The organism is Serratia sp. DD3 (genome assembly GCF_000496755.2).
Genome location: NZ_AYKS02000045.1, coordinates 1 through 1,115, shown reverse-complemented (window position 1 = coordinate 1,115; position 1,115 = coordinate 1). Strand labels below are relative to the sequence as shown.

Sequence of the window (1,115 nt, the reverse complement as noted above, 5' to 3'; positions counted from 1 at the left end):
GTGGGCAGCTTGGCGGGGGCAGGGCTGCTGGCAATCAGCGGCGGCAACCTGACAGTCACCGATGGCGGGCTGTTTAGCGGTGTGGTGTCGGGGACAACCGGCAGCTTGACTGCCTCAACGGGCACGCTGGTGCTCACCGGGGCCAACAGCTACAGCGGAGTTACTGAGGTTGACAGTGGCGCCACCTTGCAAATCGGCAATGGCGGCACAGACGGCAGTTATGCTGGCAATATCAGCAATACGGGTTTGGTGGTGTTCGACCGGACTGATGCGGCGAGTTATGCCGGGGTTATCAGCGGTAACGGCAACCTGACCCAAAGCGGCAGTGGTACCTTGACCCTGGCCGGGGTGAACAGTTATACCGGCGGTACCACGGTGGCGGACGGCACCCTACGGCTGAACGGAGCTGGCGCGATCAATGCCAGCAGCGCGGTTGATATTGCCGCCGGTGCCACCTTTGCCATTGACCAGATCTCCGCCAATGGCGGTAACGCCACCTTTGCCAACCCGTTAACCGGGTCTGGATTACTGTCGGTAACGCTGCAAAATGGCAGCAATATCTTTGATTTTACTGGCACCGCCGGGTCGGCCTTTACGGGTACCTTGGCGTTAGGCACCAGCAGCTTTGATTTGTCGGGTAGCAATACTACCTCACTGAGCCAGGCTACGCTGGAACTGGGGGCTGGCAACGTCACCACCATCGGGGTGGGTGATCAGGCGGTAGGCAATCTGACCTTCAATGGCGGTACCGCACGTTTCGCCAACTTACCTACCGGGCAGGTGACCACTGGGGCCTTGGCCCTGGATGCAGGAACGGTACAGGCTGATGCGACTACCGTGGCCAGCAATTCAGGGAACCTGCTGCAACAAGATGAAGGCACCCAAGAGCGGTTGGTGACAGCCAGCAATGTCACCGGAACTGCCAACAACCTGAGTTTGACTGACCTGAGTGGCACAGCCCTATCTACGGCGGCGGTGAATATCCTTCAGGGTGGCAATACGGTAGCCATCGGTGACTACGGCTACGTATTGGCCAACGATGTGACCGGGTTGTTTATCAATGTAGGGCTGACCCAGTTGGCGCTGCAAGACAATCAAACCCTGGCCTTATCGGG

Annotated in this window: 1 protein-coding gene; it reads left to right on the top strand. The window is 59.0% G+C overall.

The window, feature by feature from the left end:
• Positions 1-1,115 (top strand): autotransporter-associated beta strand repeat-containing protein (locus IO95_RS07550; protein WP_200874160.1); only part of this gene is annotated, 1,115 nt, incomplete at both ends.